This window comes from Tenacibaculum sp. SDUM215027 (assembly GCF_050566205.1).
Lineage (GTDB): Bacteria > Bacteroidota > Bacteroidia > Flavobacteriales > Flavobacteriaceae > Polaribacter.
Window position 1 is genome coordinate 269,128 of the sequence record NZ_JBNXUE010000005.1, and the last position, 26,782, is coordinate 295,909.

Below are 26,782 nucleotides of genomic sequence, written 5' to 3' on the forward strand. Positions count from 1 at the left end.
TTTTTGGTCTAATACTTTTAAATAAGAAAAATGCAGAACACCTCTAAACAGTATGATACTGTAGTTGAAGAATGTAGAAATTTGTTTGTAAAAAAAATGAGTGATTATGGTAGTGCTTGGAGAATTTTAAGACTCCCTTCATTAACCGATCAAATATTTATAAAAGCACAACGCATTCGTCAATTACAAGAAAATACTGAACGAAAAGTTGATGAAGGAGAAAAATCAGAATTTATTGGTATTATCAATTATTCGGTAATGGCATTAATTCAAATTGAATTAGGTATTGTTGAGCAACCTGATTTGACAACTGAAGAGGCAACAAGTTTATATGATAAACATATAAAAATTACCAAAGAGTTAATGGAGAACAAAAACCATGATTATGGTGAAGCATGGAGAGATATGAGAATTTCTTCGTTGACCGACTTAATTCTTCAAAAACTACTTCGTGTAAAACAAATTGAAAACAATCAAGGCAAAACCTTAGTTTCTGAAGGAATTGACGCTAATTATCAAGATATGATTAATTATGCTATTTTTGCCATGATTCACCTTTCTGAATCAGATAATTAACCTAAAACATCCCTATATGATATTAAAAATGTTAACTCATATTTCAAGAGTACTTGTAGGTCTTCTTTTTATTTACTCTGGATTTGTAAAATTGGTAGACCCTATTGGATCTCAATATAAATTTGAAGAATACTTTGGTGCCGATGTATTAAATTTAGAATTCTTAATTCCTTACGCTTTACCTTTCTCAATTCTTTTAATTGTTACCGAATTAGTTTTAGGTATTATGCTTTTAGTGGGCTATAAAGAAAAATTTACCGTTTGGAGTTTATTTGGTATAAATCTAATATTCCTATTTTTAACTTGGTATTCTTACACCTACAATAAAGTTACAGATTGTGGTTGTTTTGGCGACGCTTTAAAACTAACTCCAGGAGAAACATTTTACAAGAATGTTATTTTTATGGTTTTTATTGTTATTCTTATTTTAGGAGTTAAACACATTAAACCTTTAGTTTCAAATAAGTTTTCTTCTTTAACAACCTTTAGCTCTGTCTTTTTAGCACTAATTGTAACTTATTATGTTTTACAACATTTACCAATTATTGATTTTAGAGCTTATTCTATAGGAACAGATATTGCTAAAGGAATGGAATACCCAGAAGATAGCGACGAGCTTCCTCCTATACATGATTTCATGATAGAAACAGATGAAGGCGACAAATTAGATGAAATGTTAGCAAAAGAAAAAGCAATGCTTATTATTATGTCTAATTTAAAGAAAACTGAAAAAGATGGTATTACTGATATTTCTCAGGTGGCAAAACAAGCTAGTGAACAAGGTTATGAAATTTATGTCTTAACCGCTTCTTATATTGAAGACTTAGCTGCAACCCAAAAAGAGTACGAACTTCCTTACACCTTTGGATTTTGTGATGAAACTGCTTTAAAAACAGTAATTAGAGCTAACCCTGGTATTGTTACCGTAAAAAACGGAGTCATTGTTGGGAAGTGGAACTGGACCGATGCTGATGATGTAGAATTATAGATAACAATTTAAAAATCAGTAACTTTATAACTCAATCAAAAACTATAATCATGAAGTTTATAAAGTATTTTTTTCTGCTCCTAGTCGCCTTAATTGTTATATTTCTCATTTACGTAGCTACCTTTTCTAGCAGTTATGATGTAAGTAGAAACAAGATTATCAAAGCTCCAATAAGCCATGTTTTTAATACCGTTAACGACCTAAAGACATGGGAAAAATGGGGACCTTGGCATGAAGAAGACACTACTATTGTAGTTACTTATGGTGACAAAACTGTAGGAGTTGGCGCATCTGATAGCTGGACAAGTAAAGATGGTCCTGGAAAAATGAAGACCGTTGCAGTAGTTCCTAACAAGTCTATCAACCAAAAAATATCATTTGGTGATTACGAACCTGGAGATATCTATTGGACGTTTGAAGAAGTTTCTGAAGGCACAAAAGTAACTTGGGGAATGAAAGCTGATAACAATCCGTTTATTTTCAAGTTTTTTGCAGCATTATCAGGAGGTTGGAATAATATGCTTGGTCCTATGGAAGAAAAAGGACTTAACAATCTTGAAAAAGTAATCTTAGAGACTCTTCCTACAGCTCCTAAGTTTTCCACAAGTCAAGTAACAACCAAAGAGCTTACTGAGAAAAACTTTATCGGTTACCCACATAAAACAAAGATTAATCATCAAGAAATGACCAAATTATTTATGCAAGATATGCCAAAAGCGGGTACGTACGCTATTAAGAGCGGATTAAGTGAAGATGATTTTATTCCTGCTGCTGTTTACACCAAGTATGATGAAACCAATAACGAAACAGAGTTTTTTATAGGTCTTTTACTACACAAATCTATCACACCAGACAAAGGGATGGAAACAATTAACTTACCTGCTGGTAATAGTGTTATGATTTCTAAATTTGGAAATTATGGTGATGGTGATTACGAAGCACACATGAAAATCAATACGTACTTAAAAGAAAATAATCTCAAACAAAATTGGCCTATTTGGGAACTATATGTAAATGACCCTACAACGGTTAAACCTGAAGAAATTCAAACAGATATTTATTACCCTGTAGAATAACTGATTTTACAACTTATTCATAATTAAAACCTCACAAATTTGTGAGGTTTTCTTATTTTCGCAATGATATGAAAAGCTCTTGTAAAGATTTTTACAACATCTCTTATAAATAAAAGAGTAAAACCAAGCTATTAACTTAGAAATATTTTTTTGTGAAACAATTACTATTAGTTTTTATAGGTGGCGGAGTAGGAAGTGTATTACGATATATCATCGGAAAAGCTTTAAACAGTTCACAAACAGGAATTCCTTATGGAACTTTTACGGCCAATATTCTTGGTAGCTTACTTATTGGAATTATTTTAGGGCTTGCCGCCAAAAATGATACGTTAACACAAAATCACACCCTATTACTAGCTACTGGCTTTTGTGGTGGATTTACCACTTTTTCAACCTTTGCTTATGAAAATCACGTCTTTTTAAAATCTGGAGACTTTACCTCTTTTGCCATATATACAATAGCAAGTTTTATCTTCGGTTTTTTAGCCGTTTTTGCAGGGATTTACTTAGTAAATTATCTTTGGACGAGTCCACAAGCAATTTAAATAATACCACAACTTTAAAACCAACCTCACTTTGTGAGTAAAATTTATATAATAAATGAGCGAACTTATACAATACAAATCAGAAGACAGCTACGTAATAATTACTATTACAAACGGAAAAGCTAACGCTATTTCTCATGAAGTGATTGACGCTTTAAACATCTCTTTTGATAAAGCTGAAAAAGAAGAGAAACCAGTAATATTAACAGGACAACCAGGGATATTCTCTGCAGGTTACGATTTAAAAAGCATGACGCAATCTCCTGAATCAGCTTTAGAACTAGTAACCAAAGGATCTCAATTATCACACAGAATGCTTTCTTTCCCTTATCCAATAATTGCAGCTTGTTCTGGGCACGCAGTTGCCAAAGGAGCTTTCTTACTACTATCTGTTGATTATAGGCTAGGTATTGAAGGTGACTTTAAAATCGGATTGAATGAAGTTTTAATCGGTATGACAATGCATAATGCAGGTATCGAAATTGCAAAAGCACGTTTAGCCCCTGTTTATTTCGAAAGAAGCGTTAGTTGCTCAGAAATATACAACCCTAAAAATGCTATTACCGCTGGTTTTTTAGATAAAGTTGTTCCTCAAAAACACTTACTACCCACAGCAGTAAAGGTTGCTGAAATGTTTTCAAAACTAAACAAAAAAGCACATAAAGAAACTAAACTAAAAGTAAGAAAGTCTTATTTAGCCTCATTACAAAAAGCTATTGAACAAGATATCAAAGAAGGCTTAACACCTCCTTCTAAATAGAAAAAATCCTGCATATGCAGGATTTTTTCTATTTAGAAGGTTTTTCATAAGCCATTACTCCTGCTTTAATCTCTATATCCAAATAATTATCACTTGGAGTAATTGGACAAGAATAGCGATCACTATATGCACAGTACGGATTATATGCTTTATTAAAATCTATAACAATAGTATCATCATCCTTTATATCTGTTGTGTAAACATCTATAAAACGACCACCTTTATAAGACGTTTTTCCATTCGTATTATCTAAAAAAGGTAAAAATAAGTGGTTAGCATACTCTGGATCAGGCTTCACATCTTGATAAATTGCTAACTCAAAATCTTCTCCTTCAACAGAAAAAGACAATACCCCGTATTTTTTATATAACACTACCCTATCTGTTGTAGTAGGAAAATTAAAAATAGGAGCATCTGGCAATAATTCTAGACTAGCATTTACTTTGTACTTCTCATCAATAGGAAAAAAATCTAATCCATTAAACTCTTTCAATCCTTTTTTAGTTAATGGTGATCTAGAAGCATCTTTAAACTTAGCATTCATTTCTTTCTGGAAATCAGACTCTCCTAGAACGATTCTTTTACCTTGACTCTTGCAAGATAGTATTGAAACAGTAAAAATTAATAGTAATATTTTTTTCATTTTAATTCTATATTTTAACTTACTACAAAAATACTGTATTCAAACTAAAACCTTACCATTCCTTAAAAAATCATTAAATAAACAGGTGAAAACTGTTAATTTTCTACTAATAATTTGAAATAACAAAATAAAATCGTTACATTTATATTTATAGATAATACTTATAACTGATACAAGATAGTGTAGAAAAAGATTTTTTTTATATTATAAAAAAAACTTATTAACTAATAAATCAAATTGATGAGCTTGTTTGTTTGTAAACAGAAAGTTTCCTATATATTTGCCGCCCCAGTTATTTTAGGCATTTATCTTTTATCAGACGATAACCTAATAAAGAAATTTTAAATTAAATTGGTAAATTTTATGAATTCAGAATTAATCAATAAGGCAGAAGAGTTTGAAAACAGAAAATTCAAATTCATTACTACTAGTGATAGAATACTAGCCTCTAGAGAAGCAAAAGCTCTGATTCTAGAGATTAATGAGGTATATAAACAAACAAAAGACAGCACGTTAATGGACTTAATGAAGCGTTTAACAGCTGTGAAACAACGTATTGAAAAACGTTTAAAAGGAAAACCTTTAACAGCTTAAACAATAAACAACCTTTAAGCTCGTTTATGATATATACATAAGAATAGTAGTTTCATCAACTACCACTCTCATTATAATATTTATTCTTGATAAAGTTCTAAGTAATTTACTTAGAACTTTTTCTTTTTTAAATATATTTGTATCATCGGGATGTAGCTTAGTCCGGTTAAAGTGCTGGTCTGGGGGACCAGAGATCGGTGGTTCGAATCCACTCATCCCGACTTCTTTTATTTTTTTCAAAAAAAAATCACTTCGCTAAAAACTTAAAACAAACTCAAATTCAACAACTTAAAAAGCACCCAAAACCATTGTAAAAAACAAGCTTTAAAAATTTTTAAAAAAAGTTTTTCCAATTTCAAAAAACATTATATATTTGCCACGCTTTTAAAGCAAACGCCGATGTAGCTCAGCTGGCTAGAGCAGCTGATTTGTAATCAGCAGGTCGTGGGTTCGAGTCCCTCCATCGGCTCAAAAACTAAAAGCGCTAACAAAAAGTTAGCGCTTTTTTTATGCGCTTAATTTGCTAAATTTGTCATAACTCTATTTTTACAAAAACTTAATGAAAAATATATTTGTTATCGGTATTGCTGGAGGTACAGGGAGCGGGAAAACCACGGTAGTAAACCAAATAATCAACGAACTTCCTGCTGACGAAGTATGCGTTATCTCTCAAGACTCTTACTATAAGCAAACAGATAACCTAACTTACGAAGAACGTACTAAGATAAACTTTGATCATCCAAGAGCAATCGACTTTGATTTAATGGTTCAACACCTAACTGAATTAAAAAACGGATGCATTATTGAACAACCTGTATATTCGTTTGTTGCCCATAACAGAACTAAAGACACTATAAAAACACACCCTAGAAAAGTTATTATAATTGAAGGAATTTTGATTTTTAATAGCAAAGAACTTCGTAACTTGTGTGACATTAAAGTTTTTGTGCATGCCGATGCTGATGAACGCTTAATTAGACGTGTAAGAAGAGATATTAAAGAACGAGGCAGAGATGTTGATGAAGTTTTAAACCGTTATCAAAGCACCTTAAAACCCATGCATCAACAATTCATTGAACCTACAAAAAATTATGCTGACATTATTATACCTAACGATAGATATAATACTGTTGCTATAGACATTGTAAGAACTGTAATTAACGACCGTTTATAACATGAGTTTTAAATCAATAAAAAACAAACCTTCCTTTAAAATAGCTACTAATATTTATGTGATTATACTCACCGTATTTGTGGTATGGATGCTTTTTTTTGATGAAAATTCTTATCTTACACATAGAGAGTTTAATAAAGAAATTAATGAACTAAAAAGCTGGATTGATTATCATGAAAAGAAAATAAAAAAAGATAAGAAAACCATACAGCAACTACAAGACTCTCTTCAACTAAAACGCTATGCTAGAGAAAAATATTTAATGAAGAAAGAAAATGAAGATATTTATATTATTGAATTTGATACCATAAAAAGTAATGAGTAACTATTTATTTGACGAATTTCAAGGTGTTACCCCCGCAGAATGGAAGCAAAAAATACAAGTAGACCTTAAAGGTGCCGATTATAACGATACACTTTTATGGAAAACTGAAGAAGGTATTACTGTAAAACCTTTTTACACTAAAGAAGACAGAACTAATACCAAAATTAAAACTCCAAACAAAGGTTTTGCTATTTGCCAATCTATTAATATTGAAGATGAAGAAAAAGCAAACTCATTTGCTATCGATTCAATTCAAAGAGGAGCTAATGCTATTGAGTTTTACGCTAAAAAAGAGTTTGACTACAATATCTTACTAAAAGGAATTGACACTCAAAAAACTACACTTTACTTTACTTTTAATTTTTTATCATCAGAATTCGTTAAAAAACTAGCTGATTATACAAACTCCAACAATTGTTTTTTTAACATTGATATCATAGGGCACTTAGCCAGCTCAGGAAATTGGTATTCTAATCTTAAAAATGATCATACCCAATTAGAAGAAATAGCAAAGGTAACTCAAAATGCTATTTGTGTTAATGCTTCTACTTATCAAAACGCAGGGGCTTCGATTGTTCAACAATTAGCATATACACTCGCTCACGCAAATGAATACTTGAATCATTTTGGAGATTCAATTGCTAATAATATTCATTTTAATTTCTCAGTAGGTAGCAATTACTTTTTTGAAATCGCCAAACTAAGAGCTTTTAGAATTTTATGGAACTCTCTTTTAAAAGAATATAACACTGAAGCAACTGCTCATATTTTCGCTCAACCTAGTTTACGTAACAAAACCTTATATGATTATAATGTAAACATGCTTCGTACAACTTCAGAGTGTATGAGTGCTATTTTAGGAGGAGCGAATACCGTAGCCAATAGTTCTTATGATAAAATTTTTCATCACTCAAATGAATTTGGAGAACGTATTTCAAGAAACCAGCTATTAATTTTACAACAAGAAAGTGAGCTAGCAGAAGCTCAAAATATTGCTGACGGTGCATACTACATCGAAACAATCACTCAACAACTTGCTCAAAAAGCACTAGAAGTTTTTAAGTTAATAGAAAAAGGTGGTGGTTTTTTAAAACAGCTAAAAGAAGGAGTTATCCAACGAAAAATAAAAGAAACTGCGAATAAAGAACAACAGTTATTCGATTCAGGAGAATTAGTATTACTTGGCACAAACAAAATTCAAAACGAAGAAGACAAGATGAAAAACGATTTAGAAGTTTCTCCTTTCTTGAAAATTCGTAACGAAAAAACCCTAATTCAACCTATTATTCAAAAACGATTAGCCGAAAAGTCAGAACAAGAACGTTTAGAAAATGAGTAAAAAACTAGTTAACATATCTGTTTTCATTATATTACTTTTTGGAACATTAACCTTAAATGCTCAAAACTTGAGCAACATTCCAAAAACTGAACTTATTAAACTGATGGTTGATTCTTTTGAGAGTCAAATTTGCTCTTACTATTCTTTTAATATTGACGAAGCCTTTAAAGCCTACCCTAAGTACATTAAAGATATCGCTTCCAATAAAAAAACATTCAATACAATAACTACCGAAGAAGAACTTGAGTTATTGAAAATATCTAAAACTGAGTTAATCGACTATCTTTGGACAACCAACAAAGACAAAAGGGAACGTTCTGACCATAATCAAGGGATCACTCCAGACCATAGTAAAGAAGATGAAGCCACAAAAGCATATTACGCTTCTCTAAAGTCAACTGACCATATCTTATCCGTTAATTATTTTGATGAATATTCAGAATTTCTATTAAACAAGTCCAAAAATCAAGATTTAAAAGACTTAGTTACAACTTTTAGATTGGTTACAGATAGCTCTCCTATGCTAACAGCAACATCAATCTCACACCTTAAAGAGAATAGTTTTAAAGAACATCCTCTTAGAACTTTTATAGCTTTTGAACTCTACTACGCTATATTAAACACATTGAATAAAAATGAGTAGAAAAGATATATCAAACATACAAATAGACAAAAGCCAAGGGCAGCAATATAAAAACTTTAAACACGAAGATTTTGTTGCTGGTATTGCACCTAACTTACGTGGTCCTTATTCTACCATGTATGTTCGTAGACCTTGGACAATTCGTCAATATGCAGGTTTTTCTACTGCAGAAGAAAGTAATGCCTTTTACCGTAGAAATTTAGCTGCGGGTCAAAAAGGATTATCGGTCGCTTTTGATTTAGCGACACACCGAGGGTACGACTCAGACCATGAACGTGTACAAGGTGATGTTGGTAAAGCTGGTGTTGCTATTGATTCGGTTGAAGATATGAAAGTTTTATTCGATCAGATTCCACTAGATAAAATGTCGGTTTCTATGACTATGAACGGAGCTGTATTACCTATTTTGGCATTTTATATTGTAGCAGCCGAAGAGCAAGGTGTAGCTCCTGAATTATTATCAGGAACTATCCAAAACGATATCTTAAAAGAGTTTATGGTGCGTAATACCTATATATACCCACCTACTCCATCGATGAAAATTATTGCCGATATTTTTAGATATACTTCTGAAAATATGCCTAGGTTTAATTCAATTTCTATTTCTGGGTACCACATGCAAGAAGCAGGTGCTACAGCAGAAATTGAATTAGCATATACATTAGCTGACGGATTAGAATACATTAAAAAAGGATTGGAAGCAGGAATGGATATTGACACCTTTGCTCCTCGCCTATCTTTTTTCTGGGCTATTGGAATGAATCATTTTATGGAAATTGCCAAAATGCGTGCAGGTAGAATGTTATGGGCTAAATTGGTAAAACAATTCAATCCGAAAAACCCAAAATCACTAGCATTAAGAACCCATTGTCAAACTAGTGGATGGAGTTTAACGGAACAAGATCCTTTCAACAACGTAGCCCGTACCGCAATTGAAGCTATGGCTGCTGCTTTTGGAGGAACACAAAGTTTACATACCAATGCTTTAGACGAAGCAATTGCCTTACCTACCGATTTTTCAGCACGTATTGCTCGTAATACACAAATATACTTACAAGAAGAAACCCATATTACCAAAACAGTTGATCCTTGGGCAGGTAGTTACCACGTAGAGCTATTAACTGAAAAAATTGCTAATAAAGCATGGAAATTAATTCAAGAAGTTGAAGAATTAGGAGGAATGACCAAAGCCATTGAAAAAGGAATTCCAAAAATGCGTATTGAAGAAGCTGCTGCTATAAAACAAGCTAAAATTGACAGTAGTCAAGATGTAATTGTTGGAGTTAATAAATATCAGTTAAAACAAGAAGATCCTTTACATATTTTAGAAGTAGATAACGAAGCGGTACGTCAATCTCAAATCGACAGACTAAACGATTTAAAATCAAAAAGGAATCAAGCTGAAGTTGATAAAGCTTTAAGTGATTTAACTGAATCTGCCAAAACAGGTGAAGGAAATTTATTAGATTTAGCTGTAAAAGCTGCAAGAAACAGAGCTACATTAGGTGAAATTTCTGACGCCCTTGAAACTATTTTTGGACGTCATAAAGCAGTACATAAAACCATATCAGGCGTGTATAGTAAAGAAATAAAAAATGACGAATTATTTAAAAAGGCTACTGAACTAGCTGATAAATTTGCTGAGTTAGAAGGACGTCGTCCTCGTATTATGATTGCTAAATTAGGACAAGATGGTCATGATCGTGGTGCTAAAGTAGTAGCAACAGGATATGCCGATTTAGGTTTTGACGTAGATATAGGTCCATTATTCCAAACACCACAAGAAGCTACCAAACAAGCTATTGAAAACGACGTGCATATTTTAGGAATTTCATCATTAGCTGCAGGACACAAAACCTTAGTTCCTCAAGTTATTGCTGAACTTAAAAAATATGGCCGTGAAGATATTATGGTTATTGTTGGTGGTGTAATTCCTGCACAAGACTACCAATTCTTGTTTGATGCTGGTGCTGTAGGTGTTTTTGGCCCAGGAACTAAAATTGCACAAGCAGCTATTGACATGCTAACTATTTTAATTGATAGCATCGAAGAATAAAATAAACTTAATGAAAAAACGAATCTTTTTAATACTAAGCTTAATAGTCTTAATCTTTTCTTGTAGTCAAAATGAAACTGAAGTACCCCACCCTACAGCTTCCTCATATACTCCTAAAAATGGGTATATTGGTGACACAATTACTATTCTGGGAGAAAACTTTCCTTCAAACATAAAAGTAACTTTACTTGACATTGAAACTAAGCTCATTCAAAAATCAGCTACTGAAATAAAAGCTATTGTACATGAAAAAGTAACGAAAGGGGACAATCCTATCAAATTAGTTTACAACAACGAAGCTTCTGTAGAAATTGGTTCTTTCAGTGCTATCGTAGACGATTATGAATACTTAATATATGATAACTGGAACGCCAAACTATTTAAAATAGGTAATAACACTGGTACTATTAGTTTTATTAATCAACTACCTATACCCACCCCCACACAAAATAGCATGTATGGTTTTCTAAAAAGAGATGACTTTATTTACTTAATTGACTTCTCAAACAATCCTGAACACAACCTCTTAACCTATAATCTAAATACAAAAACTTCAAGTTTTACTCCTTTAGCTTTACCATCATCTATTACAGGAGGGATAACAGCTATTAATTGGAATCCCATAAATAATACTCTAATTGGCCTAGTTAGTGAAAATATACACAATACTGACGCTGCCAAACACCACTTAATAGAAATAGACCCTATTAATGGTCTAATAAAAGACTTAAACACATCTTTTAACCATTCTTTTATTTCTTCTCATATAATAAAAGATAATTACCTTTTCATATTCTCTTCTACAGCTCCATATGACCTATCGAAAATTAGCTTAACAAATTACTCAATCGAAAATTTATCTACTAACAATGAAGAATTCTCAATCACAAAACCTAGTTTAAACTCTTCTAATCAAATAATTTGTTTAAAAGACTATGGAAACTCTTTAGGTCAACTAGTCAAGTTTGATGAAGAAACAGTGAAAATTACAGAATTATCTGGAAGTAAACTTTACTACTCTAATCGTTTAGGTTACGGGTTCTTTGATAAAAAAAATAATGAATATATTGGGATTCACAAAGATTTCTCAATAGAGAATAGCTCAGGGAATCAATCAACCTATAATAGCTTATACAAATTCAATACCCCATCTTACGAAGAAGAAAAAATATTTTTTAGGCCTTTAAAAACTAGTTTTTCATCTCCAACAATTATTGATATAATAGAGTTATGAAAATAAAATTCATTGATAGGAAAACAGGTAAAATAATTACCGAAACCCCTCCTGGTGAAGGGTACTTAAAATTGCTATATAACAATCCGTTTGGAAAGATGGCTTTGTTACCATTAGTTAAACGTAAATTTTTATCGTCTTGGTATGGTAAACTAATGAACAAACCCAACTCTATTAACAAAATAAATAGTTTTGTTAGAGAGCTTCAAATTGATATGAGTGAAGCTGAAAGACCATCTGAAGACTACATATCATTCAATGAGTTTTTCTATCGAAAATTAAAACCTGGAGCTCGCCCTATTGAAGAAGGATTCGTTTCTCCTGGCGACGGAAAAATGTTAGCCTTTAAGAACATTTCAGATATTCATGATTTCTTTGTTAAGGGACGAAAATTCACATTAGAGGAATTCTTAGGAGATAAAGAATTAGCCCAAAAACATAAAAACGATTCTTTAATCATATTACGACTAGCCCCAAATGATTATCATAGGTATCATTTTCCATACAACGGAACTCCTTCCGTAGTAACAAAAATTAAAGGAGGCTATTTCTCGGTTTCTCCATATGCTTTAGCTGCTAACTTCACCAGAGTATTCTGTGAAAACAAAAGAGAATACTGCACTTTAGCTACACAAGACAAAGGTGATATTATCATAGCACCTGTTGGCGCAACCATGGTTGGGAGCATTATTGAAACTTACAAACCTAATTCCGAAGTAAAAAAAGGTGATGAAATGGGGTATTTTGCTTTTGGTGGTTCAACTATTGTGCTATTAGTTGATAGTTCTAAAACTGTTATTGATGAAGATATTTTAGCTAACACTAAAAACAAGATGGAAACCTTTGTTAAAATGGGAGAACGAATTGGAAATTAACCTTCATAAATTTAACATTTTACCTTTTAAAAATAGATTGATTTCGTAAGGCGATTAGAGCTTTAATCCGTAAATTTGCGTCGTTTTATACTTAGCAGATTTACTGATGAAAAGAATCTTAGATATCCTCTACTCTACCCGTTTAATGGCCGTTTTATTTTTTGCTTTTGCCATTTCTATGGGAGTTGCCACTTTTATTGAAAACGACTACGGAACACAAACCTCAAAAGCATTAGTGTACAACACTTGGTGGTTTGAGCTGATTATGGTGTTTTTTGTTATCAACTTTTTTGGAAATATTTTTAGGTACAGGTTGTATAAAAAAGAAAAATGGTCAGTATTATTATTTCACTTATCCTTTCTATTAATCTTAATTGGTGCAGGTATTACTCGTTACATTAGTTATGAAGGCTTAATGGTGATTGATGAAGGTGAAACAACAAACCAATTTTATTCTGAACACACTTATTTAAATGTAATTATAGACAATAGTGAGTTTCAAAAAGCTACAGCTAATAAATTACTATTATCTGCTTGGGGTAAAAATTCAACTACTTTTAAAGAAAGCTTCCAGCCTGAAAAAGGAGGCAAAAATCATGAGGTTACTTTTAATTTAGTAGACTATATTCCTTGGTCTGAAACAAAAATGGTCTTAGACGAAAACGGAACAGAACATCTATTCTTTGTAGAAAGTTCTGACGGAAGTAGGCACGAACATTATATTAAAAAAGGAACTATAGAAAACATTCACAACATATTAGTAGGCTTTGAAGCTCCTAATAAAGAAGCAGCTTCAATTAATTTATTTTATGAGGATGAAAGTTTAAAAATGGTTTCAAAAAATGATGGAGATTGGTTTAGGATGGCAGACCAAAAACGAGGTCAAATAGTTAAAGACAGCGTACAACACTTTCAACTTTTAACACTTCATAATGTAAACGGGTTACAGTTTGTAGTTCCTAAGACACCTGAAAAAGGAGAGATTAGAACGGTTAGAGGAGAAAAAAATGATAAAAAATATGATACTGTAATTTTTGACATTACAACAAACGGAGAAACTGAACGTGTAGAGTTTTATGGCGGAAAGTTTAACGTTGATAACCAAGAGCAATTCAGTATTGGCGAATTAAACTTTAGAGCTTGGTATGGTTCAAAATTATTAGAGACTCCATTCAGTATAAAATTAAATGACTTTCAATTAGAAAAATATCCTGGTTCTGAAAGTGCCGCTGCTTATGCTAGTGAAATTACTGTTATAGCTCCAAATGAAACATTTGATTATAGAATTTTCATGAATCATATTTTAGACTATGGAGGTTACAAACTTTTTCAATCAAGTTATAAAATTGAAGGTGACCAAGAACAAACACACTTATCAGTCAACCATGATTTTTGGGGTACTTGGGTCACGTACATTGGCTACTTTTTACTGTTCTTTGGTTTAACTGCTTCATTATTTGTAAAAAATACTCGTTTTTATGACTTAAAACAGTCATTGATTAAAGTCCGAAATAAAAAGGCTAAACTATCAGTTATTGCTTTGTTATTTTCTCTAGTTAGTTTCGGTCAACACGAAACTCACGAACCAAAACAAATTACAAAAACGCAAATAGACTCTATTTTAGCTATAAACAAAGTAGATGATAAACACGCTGCTTTATTTAGTTCTTTAGTTATTCAAGATGCTGGTGGGCGCATGAAGCCTGCTCATACTTTTGCTTCTGAATTAGTTAGAAAAGTAGCGCATGTGGATAAATTTAAAGATCTAGACCCAAGTCAAATTTTACTTTCTATTACTGAAAACCCAATGCTTTGGCTAAATGTTCCTTTTGTATATTTAGAAAAAGGAAACACCCAAATCAGAGAAATCCTAGGGGTTCCTCAGGACACTGAATATGCCCGTTTTATTGATTTTTATAACAAGGATGGCTCTTCTAAAATTAGTAAATTAGTAGTTGAAGCTGAAAAGAAAAGAATTCAAAATAAATTTGAACAAGACGCTATTAAGATTGAGAGAAGAGTTTGGTTATTATCGCAAGCTTTAGGCGGAGGAATGTTACGTATTTACCCAATCCCTAATGATGAAAACAACAAATGGGTATCACAACCAGAAACACTACAAGCAAATTTTAAAGGAACAGATTCAGTATTTGTGCGTCAATCACTACCTGTATATTTACAACTACTACAAGCCTCAAAAAAATCTGGTGATTATACAGAAACCAATAAAGTTTTAAACGGAATTAAGAAGTTTCAACGAAAATTTGGTTCTGAAGTAATTCCTTCAAAGGATAAAATTGATTTAGAAATTGCCTATAATAAACTAAACATTTTTGTAAAACTTTCTAAGTACTACGGATATGTTAGTTTACTTTTAATCGTGTTTGTTTTCTTACAAATTTTCAACAACAAACCATGGGTTAGTAGTCTTGTGAAAGCATTGATAGGTGTTGTTATTTTCTTATTTATTTTTCATGTGTTAGGATTAACTGCTCGTTGGTATATTAGCGGCAATGCTCCGTGGAGTAATGCTTATGAGTCTATTATTTTTGTTGGACTAGCTACTATGTTATTTGGATTGATCCTAGGAAAAAAATCTTCATTAACAATTGCAGCATCAACATTTTTAGTTTCGATAATTTTAGCTTTTGCTCACCAAAACTGGTTAGACCCTGAAATTGCTAACTTACAACCAGTATTAAACTCTTGGTGGTTATATGTACACGTTTCTATAATTGTTGCTGCTTACGGACCTTTCTTTTTAGGAATGATTCTCGGAATATTTGCTTTGTTCTTAATCGTTTTCACCAACAAAAAGAATAAAAAGAAAATGGATCTACATATTAAAGAATTAACTATTATAAACGAAATGGCTTTAACTGTCGGACTGGTAATGTTTACTGTTGGTAACTTTTTAGGAGGAATGTGGGCAAATGAAAGCTGGGGACGTTATTGGGGATGGGATCCTAAAGAAACTTGGGCTTTAGTTTCTATAATGATATATTCTTTTGTACTACACATGCGATTAATACCTGGTTTACGAGGAAGATATACATTTAATTTAGCATCTATCTTGGCTATTTCATCAATTATGATGACTTATATGGGTGTGAATTTCTACTTATCTGGATTACATTCCTACGCAAGTGGAGATAAAGTAGTTACTCCTACTTCAGTATATTACTCTTTAGCTTTTGTGTCTATTTTAGGGATTTTAGCTTGGATTAAGAACAAAAAGTATTACAAGAAATAAGTTACTACTTTTTCTGTTAAAAAATGTATTTTTGCAAACCGATAAAAAGAAAAAACAATTATGTTCAATAAAAATATAAAATTAGTATTAGCTGCCTTAATAACTGTATGGTCAGTGTATGAATTTACACAAGTACACATCATGAACGGTATATCTATACTTCTACTTGCTGGGCTGTTTATTTTATTTTATTTTAAAAATGAGTTTATTCTTTTAGCTTTTTTACAACTACGTAAACAGAATTTCCCAGGAGCTCAAAAATGGTTAGGGTATATTAAGAATCCTTCTGCTTCATTAACTAAAAAGCAAGAAGGGTATTATAATTACCTACATGGAATTATGCTATCTCAAACCAACATAACTCAAGCTGAAAAATACTTAAAAAAAGCAGTTAAGTTAGGATTAGCAATGGATCATGACTTAGCTATGGCTAAATTACAGTTAGCTGGAATAGCCATGACAAAACGTAGAAAAAGAGAAGCTACCAACTTAATGGCTGAAGCTAAAAAGCTGGACAAACACGGAATGCTTAAAGAGCAGATGCAAATGATGAAACAGCAAATGAAGAAGATTTAGTACATCTTTAAGTTTTTTCCTTTATATTTTGTAATTTCACTTATTAACAAAAACATCTAATGATTAGGAGTTTATTCTTAAAAGCTTTTGATAAATATGCTTCACGATGGGTTGTTCTAATTATAGATACTACTTTAATTTGTGTATCTTTCATTTTAGCCTATACAGTACGATTTAATGCTAGTTTAAATTTTGATATTGAAAGCCTATATTATCAACTTCCTTTTATAGCTATAATTGGTCTTATTAGCTTTTTGCTTGTAGGTTCTTATAAAGGTATTGTACGACACACTGGTACTAGAGATGCTTTTAATGTTTTTGTCGGTGTTACGCTACTTTCAGTTATTACAACCTGTATTGTTCTTTTTAACAATGTTTTAAACTTATTTCCTAATTTTACAATTCCAAAATCTATAATAATTATTCATTATTTAATTTCTGTACTTGTTTTAGTAGTAAGTCGATATGTTTTCAAAGCTTTTTACGAAATTGTCTCTACAGAACTTAAATCTATAACCAATGTTTTAATTTATGGAGCCGGTGACTCTGGATTAATAACATATGGAGCTCTAAATAGAGATACTAAGAATAAGTATGAAGTTATAGGTTTTATAGATGATGACCAAAAAAAAATAGGGAAAAAATTAGATAGAATTAAAATTTATGATGGAAAAAGAATAGACAAAAACTTTATTACAGAAAAGCAGATTGATGAAGTCATTATTTCTATTCAAAATATTAAATCGGAAAAACTTTTATACCTTACTGATAGTTTGCTTGCGTTAGGAGTTCAAGTAAAAATTGTTCCTCCATTATCAAAATGGATTCATGGTGATTTAGAAGCCAATCAAATAAAACAGGTTAAAATTGAAGATCTACTCGATAGAAAACCTATCTCTATCGATAACCCTATTGTAAAAAGAGAGGTAAATAATAAAGTAATTTTAGTTACTGGAGCTGCTGGTTCAATTGGCTCAGAAATATCTCGTCAATTAAGTATCTATAATTATGAGCACTTAGTTTTAGTAGACCAAGCTGAGTCTCCTTTATATGACCTTCAACAGGAATTAGTTCAGAAGGAAAGCAAAAACTTCACATCTATAGTCGCTGATGTAAGGGATAAGACAAGGATGGATGAAATATTTGAAGAATTTAAACCTCAAAAAGTATTTCATGCAGCCGCTTACAAACATGTTCCTTTAATGGAGATGAGTCCATACGAAGCAGTAAAAATTAACGTTGGAGGGACAAAAAACATAGCTGATTTATCAATAAAACACAATGTGGATCGTTTTGTAATGGTATCGACCGATAAAGCTGTAAATCCAACTAATGTTATGGGCGCTACAAAACGTGTTGCTGAAATGTATATTAGTTGCTTAAGTAGCTCTAAAAATCATACAACAAAATTTACTACTACTCGTTTTGGTAATGTTCTTGGCTCTAATGGTTCTGTAATACCTCTTTTTAAACGTCAAATTGAAAATGGTGGCCCTTTAACTGTTACTCATAAAGATATTACTCGTTATTTTATGACTATCCCTGAAGCATGTAGGTTAGTTTTAGAGGCTGGTACTATGGGGAATGGCGGTGAGATTTATATTTTTGACATGGGAAAATCTGTAAAAATATATGACATCGCAAAAAGAATGATTCATTTGTCTGGATTAAATTTTCCTGATGATATCGATATAAAAATCACTGGTCTTCGTCCTGGAGAAAAGCTATATGAAGAACTCTTAGCTGATGGAGAAAATACTAGTCCTACATATCACGAAAAGATTATGATAGCTAGAAACCAATTAATAGATTATAGCATAGTTCAAAATAAAATTAAAGAATTATGCTTATCTAATATGAACCACGATAATAGCAAAACAGTTCAACTTATGAAAGAAATTGTTCCCGAGTATAAATCAAACAATTCAATATACGAAAAGTTAGACACTGCCACTAAAAATTAAATTAGTACTTTCGCCAAAAAATTCAATCAATGCAAAGAATTTCAAAAATTGTTTTAATTTTAATAACAATGTGCATTTCCTCTTGCGCATCAAGAAAAGATATTGTTTATTTCCAAAAAGATCAAGTAAATCAATCTCTTACTAATACTGCATATAAAACTATTTTTAAGCCTGACGACTTACTTCAGATAACCATATCTGCACTAGACATGGATGCTGTAAAACCTTTTAATTTACCTGCTGTTACTTTCTCTACAACGACAGACAGAGCTGTTGGTAGCCCTCAACAACAATCATACTTAATCGGCAATAACGGCTATATTGACTTCCCTGTTCTTGGTAAAATAAAGATAGCGGGGTTATCCAGAACAGAAGTAATTGAGTTACTTAAGAGTAAATTATCTCCTGATTATGTTAAAAACCCTACCATCAATATAAAAATCACCAATTTTTCTATTACTGTATTAGGTGATGTTAAAATGCCTGGTAGATTTACAATTCCTAATGAAAGAATTTCTGTTTTAGAAGCTGTCGGTTTAGCTGGTGACTTAAATATGTCTGGAATAAGAGTTATTGAGGTTAAAAGAGAAGAAAACAACCAAATTAAAAGTTACAAACTAGATTTACGCTCAAATAATCTTTTTAACTCTCCTGCTTATTATTTACAGCAAAATGATGTGGTTTATGTTGAACCTAACAAGGCTACTTCACAAGATGCTGCTTACAACAAAAATACAGGATTATTTATCTCTTTAGGTTCTGTAATCATTTCATTAATTTCAATTCTTACAAGATAGTATAGCTATGAGTAACGAAAAGTACACTACACCACACTTACAAGAAAACGATACAATTAACATTAGAGTTGAACTAGAAAAATACTTAATTCACTGGAAATGGTTTGTTTTAGGTGTCTTTATTACCATAATAGGCGCTTTTTTATACTTAAGGTATAGTACTCCTAACTATAGTGCTTCTACTACTATTTTAATTAAAAATGATAAAAAGGGGGGGGTATCTGAAGAGTTGGCTGCCTTTGGTGATCTTGGTATTATTGGAGGTTCTAGCAATAATATTGATAATGAGATTGAAATTATAAAATCGAGAAAGCTCATCAACAATGTTATTCAGAAGCTAAATTTAAATATTAAATACATAGCTGAGGGAACAATTAAAGAGTCTGAAGTTTACAAAACTACCCCTGTTCTTTTTATTCCAACTGACTCTACTTCTAAGTTGCTACATAAAATTGATACCGTATTTAATGTTGAAGTTTTATCTAGTAATAAGTTTCGTTTAAAAGATATTGAAGGTAATACTGTTACCGAAAACACTTTTAATAAACATATAAAAAGTAATGCTTTAGGTGAATTTCTAATTAAAAAAAGTTTAGTGTTTGATGATTCTAATATAGGGAACAATGTGAAAATATCAATTGAATCTCTTGATAAAGTTATCAGCAGTTACCAGAGCGGTATTGATATATCTCCTGTTAGCAAAAAATCTAGTGTTTTAAGACTCTCTTTACAGTCATCTATAAAAGAAAAAGCTGAAGATATTTTAGACGAACTTGTTAAGCAATATAACCTTGATGCTATCAATGATAAAAAAGAAGTTTCTGAGAAAACAAATAATTTTATTACAGAACGTTTAACTAATGTAGCAAAAGAACTGGGGAAACTTGATGACAATGTTGAGAGTTTCAAAGACAAAAACAACATAACTGACATTGAATCAGAAGCTCAATTAACACTTCAAACCAATACTGAAAATCGTAAAAAATTAATTGAAGCTTCTACTGAATTAAGTTTGGCTAAATCTTTAAATAAAGAACTTAACCAAAATGATTATTTACCTGCTAACTTAGGTTTGTCAGATTCAAATATTAGTAGCTCGATTGATGAGTACAATCAATTAATGGCTCAATTAAAACGTTTAGAAAAAAGTGCTGGTTCTAAGAATGCAGTACTTATAGATGTTCAAGAAAATATAGCTAGTCTTAGAGCTTCTTTAAAGAGAAGCTTAGAAAATACTGTAAGATCACTACAAATTAAAGTAAGTAGCTTACAACGTGAGGCTAACCGCTTTAATACAAAAATATCTTCTATTCCTACAAAAGAACGAGAGTTTTTAGATATTGCACGTCAACAAGAAATTATTGCTGGTTTATACTCTTATTTGTTAAAGAAAAAAGAAGAAACTGCTATTTCACTTACAGCTACCGCTGTTCCTAATGCAAAGATTATTGATAAAGCCTACGCTTCTGATATACCTGTAAGTCCGAAAAGAAAAATTATTTATTTAGCAGCATTATTACTTGGGTTAATAATTCCTTTCATTATTATTTATTTAAGAGACTTATTAGATACTAAAGTTCACACCAGAAAAGACATTACAGACTTAACTTCTATTCCTTTCTTAGGAGATATTCCACACTCTGAGACTAAAGAAAAAATAGTTATCAATGCAAGTGCTCGTTCTAGTGCAGCCGAAGCTTTTAGGCTAATAAGAACTAACTTAGACTTTATGGTGTCTAATAAAAAACAGGGTAATGGTAAGACTATTTTTATTACATCTACAACAAGTGGAGAAGGAAAATCTTTTACATCTATTAACCTAGCAGCCTCTTTATCTTTATCTGGCAAAAAAATAGTTTTAGTAGGTATGGACTTAAGAGCTCCTAAAATAACCGAATATTTAGAGCTTCCTGATAGAAAAGGTATTACCAATTACCTTACTAATGATATAGAGTTGGACTCTTTGACGTTTTCAATAAATGAAATTCCTGATTTAGATATTATCTCTTCGGGTACTATCCCTCCTAACCCTGCTGAATTATTAATGAGTAATAAAATAGAGCAATTATTCAAAACTTTAGAGTCTAAATATGATTATGTAATAATTGATACAGCTCCTGTAAGTTTAGTAACTGATACTCTATTAATTGCTAAGCATTCAGATATTGTCCTATATGTTAGTAGGGCAAACTACCTAGATAAGCGTATGTTAATCATTCCCGAAACCTTATATAAAGACAAAAAACTACCAAATCTAGCTATTATTTTAAATGATACTGATGTAAAGCGTGGTTATGGATATGGCTACGGTTATGGATATGGTTACGGTTATGGAGCTGGTCAAGATGAAAACAAGCCTTGGTACAAAAGAATATTTAATTAAAAACAACCAGTTAAATAAAAAAGGAAGCTTTAAAAGCTTCCTTTTTTATTTAAACATCTTATTATTTTCTAATAGTTTATCTATTTGTTTTTTTGTTTTTACAGTTCCTATTTTCTGTAAAAGTTTTAAATGGTTATGATGGTGTGTATCTGTACCAACAAAATCATACATATCCTCGCTTAATAACTTTTGTGCTGTTTTTTGCACTCCTTTTCCATATTGTTCAGTTAAAGACAAAAGGTTTAATTGAAAAACACATCCTGCTTTCTTTAATTTATAAAAATTCTGAAAGTCATTATGATAAAAATTATATCTTTCTGGGTGTGCCAAAACTGGCTTGTATCCTTTTAATTGTATATCAAATAGTATATCATATAAATTATAAGGAGCATTAAAATATGACATTTCAACAAGTATATAGCTATCTTTCAAAACCAAGATATCATCAGCTTTCAATCTTTCTACAAAACGCTCATCCATCATATACTCTGCTGCAGCTCTTATCGAAATATCATCTAAACCCTTTTCTTTTAAAGCTGTTTTTACTTCTTCTAATTTAGCTTTTATAGTCTCTGATGAATTAGGGTACACATCTCCTAAAACATGTGGAGTTGTTACAAAATTCTTAATTCCGTAAGAATGCATTTTAGAGATTAGTGAGATTGAGTTTTCAATATCCTTTGCCCCATCATCTATTCCTGGTAATAAGTGTGAATGAATGTCAACAAACCCTTCTGGGAAAACATCTTGCAAGGGGATTTCTTTTTTTTTTAAAAACAACATACTAAGGTAAAATATCTATTTATTTGCAAATTTAAAATAATAAACTTACTATACTACAACAAATTTCATTCCTTTTTATTTTTTAAAATTAAATAATTGTCATTTAATTTTGATGATATATATTTGACTCAAAAAAGTACTAAATGATCTTAATTGCCGATGGAGGCTCTACAAAAGCCGATTGGATTGCTCTTGACAACACAAAGAAAGAAGTTTTTAGAACTACTACTCTAGGCTTAAACCCTTCGGTTTTAACAAAACAACAAATGCTAAGTACAATCAATCATGCTTACGATTTATTGAAAGTACAAGACGACACGCTCCAAGTTCATTTCTATGGTGCTGGTTGTGGGAGTGCAAAAACTGCTAAAAACTTGCAAAATGTTCTAAAATCTGTCTTTAAAAAAGCCGAAGTGTTTGTTTCTGAAGATACTTTAGCTGCTGTTTATGCTAGTACTGGCAATAAACCTGGGATTGTCTGTATTTTAGGAACAGGATCTAACAGTTGTTATTATAATGGTAAAAGCATGACTACAACCGCCCCCTCATTAGGTTATACTGTTATGGATGAAGCTAGCGGAAATTATTTTGGTAGACAATTATTACGTGATTTTTACTACAAGAAAATGCCAAAAAGAATAGCTTCGGCATTTAAAACTTCTTTCGACCTTGACATTGATATTGTAAAAATGAATTTGTATAGGAAGCCTTACCCCAATATGTATTTAGCTTCATTTGCTAAATTTATGCTTGAGTATAAAGATGACAAGTATATTAGAAGAATGATTAAAAAAGGGGTTCAAGAATTTTTCAAGTATCGTATTCTTCCTTTTGAAAAAGATAGTCAAACCCCGATTTATTTTATTGGCTCTATAGCTTATTACTTTAAAGACATATTAGAAAAAGTTGCATCAAAAAATAAGCTATCTGTTACTGATGTAATTCAACGTCCTATTGATAATTTGGTTGACTTTCATAGAAACAATTCATTTTAACAAAGCTCTACAACTCTTTCAAGAGCCATTCCTCTCGACCCTTTCACTAAAAGAGTACTATCTGTTATTGAGTTATTTTGTAAATACTCTTCTAAATCATTAAAAGACCTAAATTTGATTATTTTATTAGTCCTAGAAATAGTATTATAGAAGTTTTCTCCTATCAAAAAAACAACATCAAAATCATTTTTTTCAACTTCTCTAACTATACTTTGATGCTCTTTTGAACTATATATTCCTAGCTCAAACATATCTCCTAAAATTATTGTTTTATGACTAGCATTTAATTTACTAAAACTCTCTAAAGCTGCTTTCATACTTGTAGGGTTGGCATTATATGCATCTAGAATTACTCTATTAGTATCAGTATTTATTACTTGAGATCTATTATTAGAAGGAACGTAATTCTCAATAGCATTTTTTATTTGCTCTAATGATACGTTAAAGTAGTTTCCAATAGTTATTGCAGCTGATATATTAGCAAAATTATAAGCTCCTATTAAGTTACTTAAAACATCTGTATTTTTATAAGACAGCCTTACAAATGGATTTGCCTCTGTAAATTTTATACTTTTTTCAAAAGTAATTGTCTCTATACCATTAGTTCTAGCTACTTGCTTTTCATCATTAGGGTTCACAAATACTTTTTTATTGTGTGCCTTGAGAAAATCATACAATTCAGACTTAGCTTTCACCACTCCATCTAAAGAACCAAACCCCTCTAAATGTGCACTTCCAAAGTTTGTTATATATCCGTAATCAGGATTTGCTATTTCTGATAAAAACTCAATTTCTTTTGCATGATTTGCCCCCATTTCTACAATACCAATCTCTGTGCTTTTATTCATTGACAATAAAGTCAATGGTACACCAATATGATTATTTAGGTTCCCTTTGGTAGCTGTTGTTTTATACTTCGTTGAAAGAACAGCATTTATTAGCTCTTTTGTCGTAGTTTTTCCATTACTTCCTGTTAGAGCAATTATTGGAACTTGTAACTGATTTCTATGATAATTTGCAAGCTCTTGAAGTGCACCTAAAACATCATCTACTAAAATTATTCTATCAGATGTTTTATACTCAGCTTCATCAATAATTGCAAAACTAGCTCCTTTAGTTATCGCTTCTTCAGCAAACTTATTTCCATTAAAATTCTCTCCTTTTAAAGCAAAAAAAAGTGTATTTTTTCTAATATTTCTAGTATCTGTATCTACTAAGCCATGAGTAACATACAGTTCATATAAACCTTCTATCTTCATATTGTAAAAATAAAGAACCTCATTGAGATTCAATGAGGTTCCTTTATATTATTAAAATAATAATTATTTAACTTTATCTGGTACTGCTTTTTTTCTTTTGTTCAATACCATTGGTCCCATTTTATCTGTAGCACATCTAAATCCGATATAATTTGTTGCCATATATTCTGGGAAATATCTTCTTTGTGCTGGATCTAACCAGTATTCTCTATCAGCCCAAGAACCACCTTTGTAAACTCTAGATTGATCACTAATTAATGTAGTTCTTCTCTTATCATCATACTTGTAGTTATTTATAACGTTTCCTAAAGTATCAATTTCTGCTTCAGGTTTTTGTGGAGAGTTATACATTCTTGTAGTACGATCTAACTGATCTTTATCTAATCCATAAAACTTAGAAGAAGCTTGATCTCCATCACCTAAACTTGAATTGTTTGCTAAATTATAGTTTCTTCTCATGTAAGTATCTTCTTTAGTAATTGGAATATACTTAACACTTCCTGGTAAATCTTTAGGTACAATTCTACCATTCTCTAAAGTATCATATTGTACTTCTCCATCACCTACAATAACAACTTTACCTTCCTCGTTGATTAATTTTTTTGTAAAGATATTACCTCTAAAGTAGTTAAAGTCATTTGCTTCTGAGTCGATAATTGGTCTATATACATCTTCAACCCATTCAGATACATTACCAGACATATCATATAATCCAAAGGCATTAGGAGGATAACTTCTTACAGCATTAGGAATATCTGATCCATCACTACTCCATCCTGCAATACCACTATAGTCTCCTTTTCCTTGCTTAAAGTTTGCTAACTGGTCTCCTCTTCTTCTCTTATCTCTATCACGAGTATATTTCCCACTCCAAGCATACTTTTTTCTACCTCTAATATTATTATACTCACGGTTTTCAAAAATAGCTTTTGCAGCATATTCCCATTCTACCTCTGTTGGTAATCTAAATTTCTGAGATAAAATACCATCAGAAGAAGTTACTTGTCTTCCTGTAAAAGTCCCTTTTGCTGGTTTAGGCTCTCCTTTTGCTCTTGGCACTGGAATCCCTTTTTTATAAATAGTAGAATCTCCATCAAAAATAGCATACGGATCTGTTAAATAAGTATCTGTATCAAAATTGTTTTCACCTTTAAAACTTACTGAGTCTTCTTTAAAAACATTTTTAATAACTCCTTTATCCATTAATATCTTTAAGTTAACAGCATTAGTACGCCATTTACAGTATTTATTAGCTTGTATCCAGCTAACTCCAACCACAGGGTATTCTGCATAAGACGGGTGTCTTAAATAACTTTCTGATAACAGGTTAGTATTACCTAATCCTTTTCTCCAAACTAATGTGTCTGGTAAAACTGAAGGATAAATATTTTTAAACTGCGGATCTTCTGGTGGAAATACATCTTTGGTATACTGCATAAACAATCCATATTCTGCATTGGTTACCTCAGTTTCGTCCATATAAAAAGTACGAACGTGCATTTTTTGAGGAGTTGTATTCCAATCAAACATAACATCATCCTGTACTAATCCCATAGTAAAGGTACCTCCTTCAATATGTACCATTCCTGGTGGGACATTTTTTCCTTCTTTGTATTCTCCCTTCAAATAACCTCCGTAATTAGGGTCATTAAAGTTCCAACCAGTTAATGAAGACTTACTCGACCCACCTCCATTACTCTTACAAGAAGTAACTAATAAACCAGTGATCGCTAATAAACTAAATAATTTCAACGTACTTTTCATGTATTTTTAACTGTTTTTTAAGGGTGTCGCAATTTACAATATTTCTAATTTCTTACAACTAATTTATCTATAAATTCACTTTTAGTAACCTTGTCTATGCAAGATTACAAACGACAGTTTTTATACTTTATTATTACGAATCTAAGAAAAAGATTAAAATATAGGCTATTAAATTTTAAT

23 protein-coding genes and 2 tRNA genes are annotated in these 26,782 nt (G+C 31.4%); 21 read left to right on the plus strand and 4 right to left on the minus strand.

Annotation, left to right across the window (positions count from 1 at the left end):
- The first annotated feature begins 30 nt into the window (after window positions 1–30).
- The 5 genes from ACQYZ7_RS13000 (at window position 31) to ACQYZ7_RS13020 (ending at window position 3,945) form a co-directional block, all read left to right on the plus strand.
- Window positions 31–576, plus strand: coding sequence for a DUF1599 domain-containing protein (locus tag ACQYZ7_RS13000; RefSeq protein ID WP_430730156.1), 546 nt, complete (start codon window positions 31–33; stop codon window positions 574–576).
- A 16-nt stretch (window positions 577–592) separates the two neighbouring features.
- Entirely contained in the window at window positions 593–1,564 is a 972-nt protein-coding gene (locus ACQYZ7_RS13005; RefSeq protein ID WP_430730157.1) for a DoxX family protein, read from the plus strand.
- A gap of 50 nt (window positions 1,565–1,614) precedes the next feature.
- Window positions 1,615–2,640: a GyrI-like domain-containing protein gene (locus ACQYZ7_RS13010; protein ID WP_430730158.1), complete on the plus strand. Its 1,026-nt coding sequence runs from the start codon at window positions 1,615–1,617 to the stop codon at window positions 2,638–2,640.
- Window positions 2,641–2,792: 152 nt separating this feature from the next.
- Window positions 2,793–3,185, plus strand: a complete 393-nt coding sequence (crcB, locus tag ACQYZ7_RS13015) for a fluoride efflux transporter CrcB (protein WP_430730159.1) — start codon at window positions 2,793–2,795, stop codon at window positions 3,183–3,185.
- Window positions 3,186–3,240: 55 nt separating this feature from the next.
- Window positions 3,241–3,945 carry a crotonase/enoyl-CoA hydratase family protein gene (locus ACQYZ7_RS13020; RefSeq protein ID WP_430730160.1) on the plus strand — a complete coding sequence of 235 codons (705 nt, stop codon included), beginning with the start codon at window positions 3,241–3,243 and terminating at the stop codon, window positions 3,943–3,945.
- 28 nt (window positions 3,946–3,973) lie between these two features.
- On the opposite strand, the gene ACQYZ7_RS13025 is transcribed toward ACQYZ7_RS13020, so the two are convergent.
- Window positions 3,974–4,588, minus strand: coding sequence for a DUF1684 domain-containing protein (locus ACQYZ7_RS13025; RefSeq protein ID WP_430730161.1), 615 nt, complete (start codon window positions 4,586–4,588; stop codon window positions 3,974–3,976).
- A 363-nt stretch (window positions 4,589–4,951) separates the two neighbouring features.
- On the opposite strand from ACQYZ7_RS13025, the gene ACQYZ7_RS13030 reads away from it, so the two are divergent.
- The 15 genes from ACQYZ7_RS13030 to ACQYZ7_RS13100 all read left to right on the plus strand — a co-directional run bounded on the left by ACQYZ7_RS13030 (window position 4,952) and on the right by ACQYZ7_RS13100 (window position 21,801).
- On the plus strand, window positions 4,952–5,182 hold the full coding sequence (locus ACQYZ7_RS13030) for a hypothetical protein (protein WP_115901993.1): 231 nt from the start codon (window positions 4,952–4,954) through the stop codon (window positions 5,180–5,182).
- Between the two features lie 146 nt (window positions 5,183–5,328).
- A tRNA-Pro gene (locus tag ACQYZ7_RS13035) sits at window positions 5,329–5,403 on the plus strand.
- A gap of 174 nt (window positions 5,404–5,577) precedes the next feature.
- A tRNA-Thr gene (locus tag ACQYZ7_RS13040) sits at window positions 5,578–5,651 on the plus strand.
- Window positions 5,652–5,750: 99 nt separating this feature from the next.
- Entirely contained in the window at window positions 5,751–6,356 is a 606-nt protein-coding gene (udk, locus tag ACQYZ7_RS13045) for a uridine kinase (protein WP_430730219.1), read from the plus strand.
- A 1-nt stretch (window position 6,357) separates the two neighbouring features.
- Window positions 6,358–6,681, plus strand: a complete 324-nt coding sequence (locus ACQYZ7_RS13050; protein WP_430730162.1) for an FtsB family cell division protein — start codon at window positions 6,358–6,360, stop codon at window positions 6,679–6,681.
- Window positions 6,674–8,020 (plus strand): methylmalonyl-CoA mutase subunit beta, encoded by a 1,347-nt coding sequence (locus ACQYZ7_RS13055; protein ID WP_430730163.1) that lies wholly within the window; start codon window positions 6,674–6,676, stop codon window positions 8,018–8,020. Before ACQYZ7_RS13050 ends, ACQYZ7_RS13055 begins: the two co-directional genes overlap by 8 nt.
- Complete coding sequence (locus tag ACQYZ7_RS13060) at window positions 8,013–8,663, plus strand: hypothetical protein (protein ID WP_430730164.1); 651 nt, start codon at window positions 8,013–8,015, stop codon at window positions 8,661–8,663. Before ACQYZ7_RS13055 ends, ACQYZ7_RS13060 begins: the two co-directional genes overlap by 8 nt.
- The gene (gene scpA / locus ACQYZ7_RS13065; protein ID WP_430730165.1) at window positions 8,656–10,719 is read left to right on the plus strand and encodes a methylmalonyl-CoA mutase; all 2,064 of its coding nucleotides are present in this window, start codon (window positions 8,656–8,658) and stop codon (window positions 10,717–10,719) included. The genes ACQYZ7_RS13060 and scpA overlap by 8 nt, the downstream gene beginning before the upstream one ends.
- 10 nt (window positions 10,720–10,729) lie before the next feature.
- Window positions 10,730–11,953, plus strand: a complete 1,224-nt coding sequence (locus ACQYZ7_RS13070) for an IPT/TIG domain-containing protein (protein WP_430730166.1) — start codon at window positions 10,730–10,732, stop codon at window positions 11,951–11,953.
- The gene (gene asd / locus ACQYZ7_RS13075; RefSeq protein ID WP_430730167.1) at window positions 11,950–12,828 is read left to right on the plus strand and encodes an archaetidylserine decarboxylase; all 879 of its coding nucleotides are present in this window, start codon (window positions 11,950–11,952) and stop codon (window positions 12,826–12,828) included. Before ACQYZ7_RS13070 ends, asd begins: the two co-directional genes overlap by 4 nt.
- 106 nt (window positions 12,829–12,934) lie before the next feature.
- The gene (ccsA, locus tag ACQYZ7_RS13080; protein ID WP_430730168.1) at window positions 12,935–16,081 is read left to right on the plus strand and encodes a cytochrome c biogenesis protein CcsA; all 3,147 of its coding nucleotides are present in this window, start codon (window positions 12,935–12,937) and stop codon (window positions 16,079–16,081) included.
- A gap of 60 nt (window positions 16,082–16,141) precedes the next feature.
- Window positions 16,142–16,657, plus strand: coding sequence for a DUF2892 domain-containing protein (locus tag ACQYZ7_RS13085; RefSeq protein WP_430730169.1), 516 nt, complete (start codon window positions 16,142–16,144; stop codon window positions 16,655–16,657).
- Between the two features lie 59 nt (window positions 16,658–16,716).
- Window positions 16,717–18,621 carry a polysaccharide biosynthesis protein gene (locus ACQYZ7_RS13090; RefSeq protein WP_430730170.1) on the plus strand — a complete coding sequence of 635 codons (1,905 nt, stop codon included), beginning with the start codon at window positions 16,717–16,719 and terminating at the stop codon, window positions 18,619–18,621.
- A 29-nt stretch (window positions 18,622–18,650) separates the two neighbouring features.
- Window positions 18,651–19,418, plus strand: a complete 768-nt coding sequence (locus ACQYZ7_RS13095; RefSeq protein ID WP_430730171.1) for a polysaccharide biosynthesis/export family protein — start codon at window positions 18,651–18,653, stop codon at window positions 19,416–19,418.
- Window positions 19,419–19,425: 7 nt separating this feature from the next.
- The gene (locus ACQYZ7_RS13100; protein WP_430730172.1) at window positions 19,426–21,801 is read left to right on the plus strand and encodes a GumC family protein; all 2,376 of its coding nucleotides are present in this window, start codon (window positions 19,426–19,428) and stop codon (window positions 21,799–21,801) included.
- Window positions 21,802–21,846: 45 nt separating this feature from the next.
- Here ACQYZ7_RS13100 and ACQYZ7_RS13105 read toward each other — a convergent pair whose 3' ends face one another.
- The gene (locus ACQYZ7_RS13105; RefSeq protein ID WP_430730173.1) at window positions 21,847–22,554 is read right to left on the minus strand and encodes a tyrosine-protein phosphatase; all 708 of its coding nucleotides are present in this window, start codon (window positions 22,552–22,554) and stop codon (window positions 21,847–21,849) included.
- Window positions 22,555–22,727: 173 nt separating this feature from the next.
- Here ACQYZ7_RS13105 and ACQYZ7_RS13110 point away from each other — a divergent pair, with 173 nt between their 5' ends.
- A complete protein-coding gene (locus ACQYZ7_RS13110; protein WP_430730174.1) occupies window positions 22,728–23,579 on the plus strand; it encodes an N-acetylglucosamine kinase in 852 nt (283 codons plus the stop codon).
- Here ACQYZ7_RS13110 and ACQYZ7_RS13115 read toward each other — a convergent pair.
- Window positions 23,576–24,838: a UDP-N-acetylmuramoyl-tripeptide--D-alanyl-D-alanine ligase gene (locus ACQYZ7_RS13115; RefSeq protein ID WP_430730175.1), complete on the minus strand. Its 1,263-nt coding sequence runs from the start codon at window positions 24,836–24,838 to the stop codon at window positions 23,576–23,578. The two genes, ACQYZ7_RS13110 and ACQYZ7_RS13115, sit on opposite strands and share 4 nt — an antisense overlap.
- Window positions 24,839–24,901: 63 nt before the next feature.
- Window positions 24,902–26,602 carry a gliding motility lipoprotein GldJ gene (gene gldJ, locus ACQYZ7_RS13120; RefSeq protein WP_430730176.1) on the minus strand — a complete coding sequence of 567 codons (1,701 nt, stop codon included), beginning with the start codon at window positions 26,600–26,602 and terminating at the stop codon, window positions 24,902–24,904.
- Window positions 26,603–26,782: the final 180 nt, after the last annotated feature.